Origin of the sequence: Thermus aquaticus (assembly GCF_001280255.1) — a bacterium.
GTDB lineage: Bacteria > Deinococcota > Deinococci > Deinococcales > Thermaceae > Thermus > Thermus aquaticus.
In genome coordinates this window covers 1,325,791-1,335,819 of record NZ_LHCI01000106.1, presented here as the reverse complement: position 1 = coordinate 1,335,819, position 10,029 = coordinate 1,325,791, and the positions used below count along the sequence as shown (strand labels likewise).

Here is a 10,029-nt window from a genome sequence, read left to right as displayed (position 1 = left end):
GCCCTATCCTACAAGCTCCCGCACGGCCTCCGCCAAGTCGGGCTTCCTCATGAGGCTTGTGCCCACCAAGACAGCGTCAAAAAGCCCGTGCAAGCCCTCCAGGTCCTCCCTCCTGGCGTAGCCCGACTCCGCCACCAGAAGGCCCCCAAAGCCCCGCTCCCGGGCGAGCCGGCCCAGCCTGGGGGCGGTGGCGAGGTCCACCCTCAGGCTCACCAGGTCCCGGTTGTTGATGCCAAGGATCTCGGCCCCGCTCTCCAGGGCCAGCTCCAGCTCCTCTTCCGTGTGGACCTCCACCAGGGCCTCGAGGCCCAGGGCCCTGGCCCTTTCTAGGTAGGCCCCGGTCAGCTCCGAGAGAAGGGCCACGATGAGGAGGACGGCGCTGGCCCCAAAGGCCCTGGCCTCCTCCAGCATGAAGGGGTCCACCACGAAGTCCTTGCGCAGGAGGGGAAGGCCCACCGCCTGACGCACCCTCTTTAGGTCCTCCAGGCTTCCCCCAAAATGGTGGGGCTCGGTGAGGACGCTTAAGGCCCTGGCCCCGCCCCGCTCGTAGGCCAAGGCGGCCTCCACCGGGTCCACCTCCCTAATACGGCCCTCGGAGGGGCTCTGCCGCTTGACCTCGGCGATGAGGGAAAGGCCGGGGAGGGCCAGGGCCTGGGCGAAAGAAGGCACGGCGGGCGGCTCGGGGAGAGGGGAGGAGGCCACCTCCAGGGCCCGCCTCCTGGCGATCTCCCCCAGGACCCCGGGCACACGGGAAAGGTCGGGCCGCATGCGGATATTCTAAAGGTATGCGGGGCGTGGCCTTGGCGCTTGGCGGTGGAGGTGTCAGGGGCTACGCCCACCTCGGGGTCCTCGAGGTCCTGGAAAAGGCCAAGGTGCCCATCCGGGGCCTCTCGGGAAGCTCCGCGGGGGCCCTGGCCGCCGCCGGCTTCGCCTTCGGCCACAAGGACCCCTACAAGGTGCACGAGGCCATCTTTGACCCCGATCTGGCCCGCCTGGCCCAGGGAGGCGGCCTGAGGGTCCTCGCCCGCCTCTTCGGGGGCCTCCGCCGCCCCCACCTGGCCGAGGCCGGGCGGCTGGAGGAGGGCCTGAAGGCCCTCTTCGGCGATGCCCTCCTGGAGGAAAGCCCCATCCCCCTGGCCATCCAGGCCGCAGACCTCCTGACGGGCGAGGCCGTGGTCCTGAGGCGGGGCCCGGTCTACAAGGCCGTCCTCGCCAGCATGGCCATCCCCGGCCTCTTTCCCCCCGTGGCGTGGGAAGGGCGGCTTCTGGTGGACGGAGACGTGGCGGAGAAGGTGCCCGTGCGGGCAGCCAGGGCCCTCTTCCCCAAGGTGGTGGCCGTGGACGTGTCCAACCCGCCGCCCAAGGAGCCGCCCAGGACGGCCCTCGAGGCCGCCCTCCTGGCGGGGGAGGCCAGCCGCCGCCGCCTCAAAGAGCTGGCCCTCAAGGAGGCCGACCTGGTCATCGCCCTGGACCCCCCCTTCCCCATAGACACCTTTGACCACGGCAAGATCTCCCTGGTCTACCAGCTGGGCCAGAAACGGGCCTGGGAAAGGCTTCAAGAGGTCCAGGCCCTGGCCCAGGTCCGCCTCAAGGACCTCCTCCCGGTCTTCTTAAAAGCCGGCCCTCCCCCTGCCAAAGGAGGATGAGGAAAACCCCAAGGCCAAGGGGCAAAAGGAGAAGCCCAAGAGGCCGCAAAAGAAGCCCCATCACCCCCAGAAAGAAAAAGGCCGAGGCCCCCAGGCCCACGGCCAGCAAAGGGGCTAAAGGCCCCTTTCCCGCCCGCAACGATCCCTGAGCCTGGAGGTAGAGCCACCCCGCCCCTAAGAAGGCCAAGGTCCAAAGGGCAGGGTGGGAAGCCTGCGGCAGAAGGAAACTCAGGACTGCCAAAGCCACCCCGTGGAAGGCCAGAAGCCCAAGGGCGTAGAGCCTGAGGCCAAGCCGCCTAAGGCCAGGGTCCCCCTTGGGGTCTAAAAGGGCCCGGAAAAGCCCCTCCATACCTAGTGGTGCAGGACCCTTTGCAAGAAGTTTTTGGTCCTCTCCTCCTTGGGGCGGCTGAAGATCTCCTCCGGCCTCCCCTCCTCCACGATCTGCCCCCCGTCCATGAAGATCACCCGGTCCGCCACCTCCCGGGCAAACCCCATCTCGTGGGTCACCACCAGCATGGTCATCCCGCCCCGGGCCAGGTCCCGCATCACGTCCAACACCTCCCCCACCATCTCCGGGTCTAGGGCGCTCGTGGGCTCGTCAAAGAGCATCACCTTGGGCTCCATGGCCAAAGCCCTGGCGATGGCCACCCGCTGCTGCTGGCCCCCGGAAAGCTGCCCCGGGTACTTCCCCGCCTGGTCCAGAATCCCCACCCGCTCAAGAAGCTCCAAGGCCTTCCTCTCCGCCTTCTCCCGGGACCAGCCCCGTACCCGCATGGGGGCCAGGGTGATGTTCTCCAGGACCGTCATGTGGGGGAAGAGGTTGAACTGCTGGAAGACCATCCCCACCTCCCGCCGCACCGCCCGGAGGGCCTTCTCGTCTTTGACGTTATGCCCGTCCACCACCACCTCCCCCTCCTGGAAGTCCTCCAGGCGGTTGACCGTGCGGATCAGGGTGCTCTTCCCCGAGCCCGAGGGGCCGATAATGACCAGCTTCTCCCCGGGGGCTACCTCCAGGTTGATGCCCTTCAGGACGTGCAGGGGGCCAAACCACTTGTGCAGGTTGTGGATCTTGATGATGGGTTCCACTTCCCGCTATTTTCGCACCCGCTGCCAGAGATAGACAAGGCCAAAAAGGCCGAAGCCCAGGAGGTCCGTGACCAGGCCCGGCACCACCAGGGCGAGGGCCGCCGCCATGAGAAAGGCCCTCTCCAGAAGCGTGGTGGGCTTGTGCAAAAAGCCCACCAGGCTGGCGCTGAAGGCGGTCATGCCCAAAAGGGCGGTGAGGAAGATCCAGGCTCCCTCGCCCCAAGAACCCACCCCCAGGAGGAGGAGCTTGGGGTTGAAGAAGAACATGTAGGCGAGAAGGGCGGTTCTGAGCTCATAGACGAAGCCCTGGACCGCTGTCCTCCAGAAGTCCGAGCGGGCGATAGCGCTGGCGGCGTAGGCGGCCAGGGCCACGGGAGGGGTGGAGTCGGCCATGATGCCGAAGTAGAAGACGAACATGTGGGCGGCCACCGGGGGCACAGGGTAGCCCGCCTTCTCGGAAAGCCCAAGGACCACGGGGACCACCAGGGAGGCCATGACGATGTAGTTGGCCGTGGTGGGAAGCCCCATGCCCAGGAGGAGGCTCGTGAGCTGGGCCAGGACCAAGACCAGGATCAGGTTCCCTCCGGAGAGCCTCTCCACGATGTCCGTGAGCCCGAAGCCGAGGCCGGTCATGGTGACGATGCCCACGATGACGCCGGCGCTGGCCGTGGCCAAGGCGATGCCCACCATGCCCCTGGCGCCGGCCTCGAGGCCCTCCAGGAGAAGCCGGAATCCCCTAAGGAACCCAGGCCCCAGCCCCGCCCCACCCCGCCAGGCCCGCCAGACCTCCTGCAAAACGATGAGGAGGGCCATAAGGAAGATGGTGTTCAAGGCCGCCCGCTCGGGGGTGAGCCGCAGGGCCACCAGGGCGTAGATGAGGTAGACGAGGGGCAAGAGGTAGTGGAAGCCGGAGCGGAGAATGGGGGCGAGGGGCGGGAGCTCGGAGCGGGGCACCCCCTTGAGGCTCAGGCGCAGGGCCTCGAGGTGCACGGTGATGAAGAGGGTGGCGTAGGCCAGAAGGGCGGGCACTAGGGCGATCAGGATCAGGTTGGCGTAGGGGATGCCCAGAAACTCCGCCATGATGAAGGCCGCCGCCCCCATGACCGGGGGCATGAGCTGGCCGTTGGAGGAGCTGGCCACCTCCACCGCCCCCGCCTTCTCCGGCGGGTAGCCCACCCGCTTCATCAGGGGAATGGTGAAGGTGCCCGTGGTGACCACGTTGGAAACCGAACTCCCCGAGACCACCCCGGTCAGGGCGCTGGCCACCACCGCCGCCTTAGCGGGCCCCCCGCGGAAGTGGCCCAGGAGAGCGTAGGCCGCCTGGATGAAGAAGCGCCCCGCCCCCGCCTTCTCCAGAAGGGCGCCAAAGAGGACGAAGAGGAAGACGAAGGTGGCGGAAACCCCCAAAGGCACCCCGAAGATGCCCTCCGCCGTGGTGTAGAGCTGGCCCATCAGGTGGCTCCACTGGCTCCCCGCATGGAGCTGGAGCCAGGGGGGAAGGGTGAAGGGGAGAAGCCCCTTGGGCCCGGTGAGGGCGTAGAGGACGAAGACCGAGGCGATAATGGGCAGGGCGGGCCCCACCACCCGCCAGGCCGCCAGGAAGAGGACCAAAAGGGTCAGGGTGCCGAAGAAGACATCCCGCTCGCTGGGAATCCCGCCCCGGATCTGGGTGATGCCGTAATAGTCCACCACCACGTAAAGGGCCCCCGCCACCCCCAGAAGGGCGAGAACCCAATCCCCTAGGGGAACCCGGTCCCTGGGGCCCCGCCTTCCTGGGTAGGCCAGAAAGGCCAGGGCCAGGGCGAAGCCCAGGTGGATGGCCCTGAGGCGGATGGGGTCCAGGGTGCCCACCTCCGTGGCCCAGAGCTGGAAAAGGCTCCAGGCCACCGCCAAAGCGAAAAGGACGTGCCGAGCCCACCCCTTGGGCCTCCTTCCCCCCAGCTCGCTTTCCTCCAGCAACAGCGAAGCGTCCTTCTCCATACCTCCTCCGAGAGAAAAGGGGCCCCAAGCAGGGCCCCCCAGGCGCTAGGCCAAGGCTACTTCAGAACCCCCACTTCCTTGTAGAAGCGCTCCGCCCCGGGGTGGAGGGGGATAGGAAGGCCCTTGACGGCCCTCTGCAGGCTGAAGAAGCGCTCCAGGTTGGGGTGGATCTTCTTGAAGGCCTCCTGGTTGCCGAAAACGGCCTTCATGAACTTGTAGACCGTGTCGGCGGAGAGCTTCTCGGAGGCGATGAGCATGGCCTGGACCGCCACCGTGGGCGTGGTCACGTCCACCCCCTTGTAGGTGCCCCCGGGGATGTTGAAGCCCACGTAGAAGGGGTACTTCTTGGCGATGGCCTGGACCTTGCCCAGGTCCACGGCCACCAGGGTGATGGGGGTGGTGAGGGCCAGTTGCTGGATGGCGGAGGCCCCCAGGCCCACGGTGTAGAAGAGGGCGTCGGCCCGCTTGTCCTGCATGAGCTGGATGCCCTGGGTGGCGCTCACCCGGATGGCCTGGCCCAGGTCCTCAAAGCGGAGGCCGTAGGCCTCGAGGATCTGCCGGGCGTTCTGCTCGGTGCCCGAGCCCACGTCACCCACCACCACCCGCTTGCCCTTGAGGTCGGCCACGGTGCGGATGCCGGCGTCGGCCCGGGCCACGATGTGGACCACCTCGGGGTAGAGGGCGGCCAGGGCCCGGATGCCCTTCACCGGCCTGCCGTCAAAGGCGGTGATGCAGCACCCTTGGAAGGCGTAGAAGCTGATGTCGTTCTGGGCTAGGGCCATCTCAAACTCCCCGGCGGCGATGGCGTTGATGTTGGCCACGCTCCCACCCGTGGAGCGGGCGTTGGCCCGGATGCCCACGTTGGCGTCGTTGACCAGCTTGGCCATGCCCGTGGCCACGGGGAAGTAGACCCCCGTGGTGGAGCCGGAGCCGATGGTGAGGAACTCCTGGGCCAAGCCGAGCCCCAGGAAGGCCAGTGCCGCCAAAACCACGCGCTTCATTCGCATAAACCACCTCCTTTAGACCCAAGGAAGTATACCCCGCCACCCTAGAACCCGCAACCCCTAGCGGCCCGCCACCTTGAGCCTCTCCTCCAGGCGGTTGGTGAACTGGGTCAGCACCGTGGTGAGGAGGAGGTAGATGGCGGCCACAGCCAAGTAGACCTCCACCGGACGGAAGGTGGCGGAGATGATGCGCTGGCCGGAAAGGGCGAGCTCCGTCAGGGTGATGACGCTGGCCAAGGAGGAGTCCTTGAGAAGGGCCACCAGGTTGTTGACCAGGGGGGGGACCACGATGCGCAGGGCCTGGGGCAGGACCACGAAGCGCATGGTGTCCACCGGGGAAAGGCCCAAGGACCAGGCGGCCTCCCACTGCCCCTTGGGGATGGCCTGGATGCCCGCCCGCACCACCTCGGCGTTGTAGGCCCCCACGTTGAAGGAGAGGGCGATGAAGGCCGCCCAGTAGGGGGTGAGGGCCTGCTGCGCCCCCGGCCATAGGGGCTGGAGGAGGAAGGGCAAGGCGTTGTAGGCGAAGAGGATCTGTACCAAAAGAGGGGTGCCCCGGGTGACCCAGATGTAAAAGGTGGCGGGAAGGCGCACCCAGGCCCGGCTGGAAAGCCGGGCCATCCCCGCCAGAACCCCGATGACGAGCCCCGCCAGACCGGAGATCAGGGTGAGCTTCAGGGTGATCTCCGCCCCCTCCGCCATGGCCCTCCCGGCGGAGGCCGCCCGCTCAGGGCCGAAGCCGGCGAGGAGGAAGTAGCGCTCCAAAGCCGCCCCCAAAAGGGCGAAGAAGGCCACGTACCCCAGGAAGAGGAGGACCAGCCAAAGAAGCCAGCGCAAGAGGATGGGCTTCATGGGTCAAGAAAAGGGCCCAGGAGGGGAAAACTCCCGGGCCCGTAAGGAACTACCTGCAGCGCACGTCCTCCCCGAACCACTTCTTGGAGATCTGGGCGTAGGTGCCGTCCTTCATCAGGTCGGCCAGGGCCTTGTTGAGGACGTCCAGGCCGCTCTTGTTGCCCTTGGCCACCGCCATGGCCACCCGCTCTTGGAAGACCAGCTCGCCCAGCTGGAGGGTGCCCTCCAGCTTCCTCTCCTTAATGGCCTCCTTGGCCACGAAGCGGTCGGTGATCCAGGCATCTATGCGGCCCGCCAGGAGGTCCTGCAGGGCCTCGGGGTCCTTCTGGTAGGTGCGCACCTGCCTGACCCCGGGAATCTTCTGGGCCGCCTCCATGTAGGTGGTGCCGATCTGCACCCCCACCACCTTGCCCTGAAGGTCCTTCTTGGTCTTGGGCCCACCCTTCTTGCTGACGATAATGCCCCCGGTGCAGTAGTGGGGGTTGGTGAAGTCCACCGCCTTGGCCCGCTCCTCGGTGATGCCGTGGGAGGCGATGACGAAGTCAAACCGCCCCTGGTTGAGCTGGATGAGGAGGCTGTCAAAGGACTGGGCGATCCACTTGGGCTTCAGGCCCAGCTTCTTGGCAATGGTGTTGCCCAGGTCTATCTCAAAGCCGGTGAGCTGGTTCTTCTCGTCAAAGTAGTTGAAGGGGGGAAAGGCCCCTTCGGTGCCGATGCGGATCTCCCCGCTCTTCTTGATCTGGTCAAAGGTCCGCACCTGGGCGAAGGCGAGGCCGAGGGCCAGGATGCCGAGAAACACCAGGGCTTTACGCATGGGCCACCTCCTGAAAAGGCACGGGGGGATTATACACGAAAAGCCGGGCTCGCTGGCCCTCGGGAATGGGCCTCCTCTTGGCCTGAGAGGAATGCCAGCGCCAGGTGGCCTCAGGCCCAGCGAACCCAGTTCACCCGCCCGGTGACGGGGTGCCTGAGGGCCAGGCGCACCCCGTAGGCGTAGCTTCCCGGACGGGAGGGCCAGTAGGCCACCTCGTAGCCGCCTTCCCCCGGGGCCAAGGGGACGATCTCCACCTCCCCCGTGCTCCTTTTGGCCACCAGCTGGACCTCCAAAAAGGGCCTTAAGACCTCGGGGACCTCCCCCTCGAGGCAGGCCCGCACCCTGAGGGCCTCCCCGTTCAGGGTCTGGTGGCTGGGCCCCTCAACGCTAAAGCCGAGGGCGTGGAAGGCGGGGAGGGCCTGGTGGAAGGCCTGGAGGAGGTCCTTAAGCCCCTCCGCTTTCTTCCCCATCTCGGCCCCTTGGGCGTAAAGAAGGGCGTACTCCCCCACCATCCGGTGGGCGCTAAAGCGCGGGCCCACGGTGCGGAGGCTTTCCTGGACCATGGAGAGCCAGCCCAAGGAGTACCCCTCGGGTCCCTTGGCGTAGAAGAGGGGCAGGACCTCGCCTTCCAGGACGTCGTAAAGGGCCTGAGCATCCGCCATGTCCTGGGCCTCCTCGCTCTCGTAGACCCGCTCGTCGCCGATGGCGAAGCCGTTCTTGCCGTTGTAGGCCTCGGCCCACCAGCCGTCCAGGACGCTCAGGTTCAAGACCCCGTTCAAGGCCGCCTTCATGCCGCTGGTGCCGCTAGCCTCCATGGGGCGGCGAGGGGTGTTGAGCCAGACGTCGGAGCCGTGGACCAGGACCCGGGCCAGGTACATGTCGTAGTCCTCCAGGACCACCATGCGGTCCTCGAGGCCGTACTCCCTGATCTTGGCCACCAGCTCCTGCAGGTAGGCCTTGCCGGGCTCGTCCTTGGGGTGGGCCTTCCCGGCGAAGACGAACTGCACGGGGTAAGGCCCCCGAAGGATCTTGAGGAGGCGCTCCGGGTCTTTAAAGAGGAGGACCGCCCGCTTGTAGGTAGCGAAGCGCCGGGCGAAGCCGATGGTGAGGACCTCGGGGTCCAAAAGGCGCTCCGCCGCCTTCAGGCGGCTTGGGCTTTCCCCGTTGCGGCGGCGCTGCTCCAGGACCCGGTGCCGCACCTCCCGCACCAGCTCGGCCCTTAAGTCCTTGTGGATGCGCCAGAACTCCTCCCCCAGGCCCTCCACCTTCCAGGTGGCGGGGTCCTCGGGGGACTTCAGCCACTCGGGGCCGAAGACCTCGGCGTAGTGGCGGCGGAGGCGGGGATGGAGGAAGGTCCAGGTGTGGACCCCGTTGGTCACGTGGCCGATGGGCACCTCCTCCAAAAGGAGGCCGGGCCAGAGGTGGTGGAACATCTGCCGGGAGACCTCGCCGTGGAGGCGGCTCACCCCGCCCGCTTGGTGGCTGGTGGAAAGGGCCAGGTTGGACATGGAGAAGACCTGACCCCAGGGCTTCTCCTCGAGAGCCAGCCGTAAAAAGCCCTCCCGGTCTGTGCCCATCTTCTCAAAGAAGCCCCCCAGGTAGCGGTCTATGAGTTCCAGGGGGAAGGCGTCGTGCCCGGCAGGAACGGGGGTGTGGGTGGTGAAGAGGGCCCCGGCCCGGGCTAACTCCAGGGCCACGGGGAAGGGGTGGCCCTCGGCGACCAGCTCCCGCACCCGCTCCAGGCCCAAAAAGGCGGAGTGCCCCTCGTTCATGTGGAACACCTGGGGGCTCAGGCCCAAAGCCCTGAGGAAGCGCACCCCGGCGATGCCCAAGATCATCTCCTGCTGGATGCGCATCTCCAGACCCGGGGCGTAGAGCCTGGCGGTGATGGCCCGGTCCTCGGGGGCGTTCTCCGGGAGGTCGGTGGTGAGGAGAAAGACGGGCACCGCCCCCACCTGGACCCGGTAGCCCCCCACGTGGACCACCCGCCCGGGGAAGTCCACGGCCACTTTGAGGGGCCTCCCCTCGCCGTCCAGGACCGGGAGGAGGGGAAGCTCCTCGGGGCGCAGGGTTTCATAAACCTCCACCTGGGCCCCCTCGGGGGAGAGGCGCTGGTGGAAGTAGCCCTGGTGGTAGAAGATCCCCACGCCCACCAGGTTGAGCCCCAGGTCGCTGGCGGCCTTCACGTGGTCCCCCGCCAAAACCCCAAGCCCCCCGGAGTAGATGGGCAGGGAGCTATGGAAGCCGTACTCGGCGGAGAAGTAGGCGGTCAGGGGACCCTTTTTGACCTCCCGGGCCTTCAGGTAGTCCCTGAGGGCCTGGACCACCGCCTGGACCCGGGCGGGGTAGCCCGTGGCGCACAGGGCCGAAAGCCGGGCGGGGTCGGCCTCCAGGAGGAGCTTGACCGGGTTGCCGCGGAAGCGCTTCCAGAGCACGGGGTCTATCTCCTGGAAAAGCTCCGCCGCCTCCGGGTTCCAGCTCCACCAGAGGTTGTAAGCCAGCTCCTTAAGCCCCCCAATGGCCTCGGGGAGCCTGGGCATGGCGGTGATGTGGCCTAGCGTCCTCATGGGGAAAGATTATAAACCCTCAGGGCCTCGCCCAGTTTCTTCGGCCTACCATGCCTGGTAACTTCCCCAGGAACCTTTTG

The 10,029-nt window shown here is 67.1% G+C and carries 9 protein-coding genes; 1 reads left to right on the top strand and 8 read right to left on the bottom strand.

Going from position 1 to position 10,029, the window contains the following annotated elements:
- Positions 1–3: 3 nt before the first annotated feature.
- Entirely contained in the window at positions 4–768 is a 765-nt protein-coding gene (gene trpC, locus BVI061214_RS08240; RefSeq protein ID WP_053767983.1) for an indole-3-glycerol phosphate synthase TrpC, read from the bottom strand.
- Positions 769–785: 17 nt separating this feature from the next.
- On the opposite strand from trpC, the gene BVI061214_RS08235 reads away from it, so the two are divergent.
- Positions 786–1,646, top strand: a complete 861-nt coding sequence (locus tag BVI061214_RS08235; protein ID WP_003047706.1) for a patatin-like phospholipase family protein — start codon at positions 786–788, stop codon at positions 1,644–1,646.
- Here BVI061214_RS08235 and BVI061214_RS08230 read toward each other — a convergent pair.
- The 7 genes from BVI061214_RS08230 to glgP all read right to left on the bottom strand — a co-directional run bounded on the left by BVI061214_RS08230 (position 1,588) and on the right by glgP (position 9,949).
- Positions 1,588–1,995 carry a hypothetical protein gene (locus tag BVI061214_RS08230; protein ID WP_053767982.1) on the bottom strand — a complete coding sequence of 136 codons (408 nt, stop codon included), beginning with the start codon at positions 1,993–1,995 and terminating at the stop codon, positions 1,588–1,590. The two genes, BVI061214_RS08235 and BVI061214_RS08230, sit on opposite strands and share 59 nt — an antisense overlap.
- A 2-nt stretch (positions 1,996–1,997) precedes the next feature.
- Positions 1,998–2,732, bottom strand: coding sequence for an amino acid ABC transporter ATP-binding protein (locus BVI061214_RS08225; RefSeq protein WP_003047712.1), 735 nt, complete (start codon positions 2,730–2,732; stop codon positions 1,998–2,000).
- A gap of 6 nt (positions 2,733–2,738) precedes the next feature.
- Entirely contained in the window at positions 2,739–4,712 is a 1,974-nt protein-coding gene (locus BVI061214_RS08220) for a TRAP transporter permease (protein ID WP_053767981.1), read from the bottom strand.
- A 56-nt stretch (positions 4,713–4,768) separates the two neighbouring features.
- On the bottom strand, positions 4,769–5,713 hold the full coding sequence (locus tag BVI061214_RS08215; protein ID WP_156303310.1) for a TAXI family TRAP transporter solute-binding subunit: 945 nt from the start codon (positions 5,711–5,713) through the stop codon (positions 4,769–4,771).
- Between the two features lie 63 nt (positions 5,714–5,776).
- Positions 5,777–6,568 carry an amino acid ABC transporter permease gene (locus tag BVI061214_RS08210; RefSeq protein ID WP_053767979.1) on the bottom strand — a complete coding sequence of 264 codons (792 nt, stop codon included), beginning with the start codon at positions 6,566–6,568 and terminating at the stop codon, positions 5,777–5,779.
- Between the two features lie 49 nt (positions 6,569–6,617).
- The gene (locus BVI061214_RS08205) at positions 6,618–7,382 is read right to left on the bottom strand and encodes an ABC transporter substrate-binding protein (RefSeq protein WP_053767978.1); all 765 of its coding nucleotides are present in this window, start codon (positions 7,380–7,382) and stop codon (positions 6,618–6,620) included.
- 110 nt (positions 7,383–7,492) lie between these two features.
- Positions 7,493–9,949: an alpha-glucan family phosphorylase gene (gene glgP / locus BVI061214_RS08200; RefSeq protein WP_156303247.1), complete on the bottom strand. Its 2,457-nt coding sequence runs from the start codon at positions 9,947–9,949 to the stop codon at positions 7,493–7,495.
- Between the last annotated feature and the right edge of the window lie 80 nt (positions 9,950–10,029).

Bases quoted from the DNA above. Each gene is read 5' to 3' on its own strand.
- trpC (WP_053767983.1), bottom strand. From the start codon at position 768: ATGCGGCCCGACCTTTCCCGTGTGCCCGGGGTCCTGGGGGAGATCGCC.
- BVI061214_RS08235 (WP_003047706.1), top strand. From the start codon at position 786: ATGCGGGGCGTGGCCTTGGCGCTTGGCGGTGGAGGTGTCAGGGGCTAC.
- BVI061214_RS08230 (WP_053767982.1), bottom strand. From the start codon at position 1,995: ATGGAGGGGCTTTTCCGGGCCCTTTTAGACCCCAAGGGGGACCCTGGC.
- BVI061214_RS08220 (WP_053767981.1), bottom strand. From the start codon at position 4,712: ATGGAGAAGGACGCTTCGCTGTTGCTGGAGGAAAGCGAGCTGGGGGGA.
- BVI061214_RS08215 (WP_156303310.1), bottom strand. From the start codon at position 5,713: ATGAAGCGCGTGGTTTTGGCGGCACTGGCCTTCCTGGGGCTCGGCTTG.
- BVI061214_RS08210 (WP_053767979.1), bottom strand. From the start codon at position 6,568: ATGAAGCCCATCCTCTTGCGCTGGCTTCTTTGGCTGGTCCTCCTCTTC.
- BVI061214_RS08205 (WP_053767978.1), bottom strand. From the start codon at position 7,382: ATGCGTAAAGCCCTGGTGTTTCTCGGCATCCTGGCCCTCGGCCTCGCC.
- glgP (WP_156303247.1), bottom strand. From the start codon at position 9,949: ATGAGGACGCTAGGCCACATCACCGCCATGCCCAGGCTCCCCGAGGCC.